The organism is Streptomyces violaceorubidus, assembly GCF_000717995.1.
In the GTDB taxonomy this organism is placed as follows: Bacteria; Actinomycetota; Actinomycetes; order Streptomycetales; family Streptomycetaceae; genus Streptomyces; species Streptomyces violaceorubidus.
Genome location: NZ_JODM01000227.1, coordinates 1 through 244 on the forward strand (window position 1 = coordinate 1; position 244 = coordinate 244).

1 protein-coding gene is annotated in these 244 nt (G+C 68.0%); it reads right to left on the minus strand.

The genetic code is table 11. The features are described from left to right. A partial coding sequence (locus IE94_RS0134870) for a transposase family protein (protein ID WP_030192791.1) occupies nucleotides 1-244 on the minus strand: 244 nt, incomplete at both ends.

Consider the following 244-nt stretch of genomic DNA (forward strand, 5'->3'; position numbering starts at 1 on the left):
CCGGGCCGCGGTCAGATCATGGGTCCGGCCGGGTGTCGCGCGGGAGAACCACAGCGGTGTTCCGTCGGGGCGGGCGATGACCTGCACGTTCATACCGTGCTTGCGGTGTTTCATCGAGTAGCACGGCTCATCCGCACCGATCCGGTCGATGGGGATGAGGGTGCCGTCAACGATGACGTGGTCGCCCTCACCGAGACCGGTGAGGGCTTCGTGGAGGCCGGGTGCCCAGCTGGCCAGGACGTCC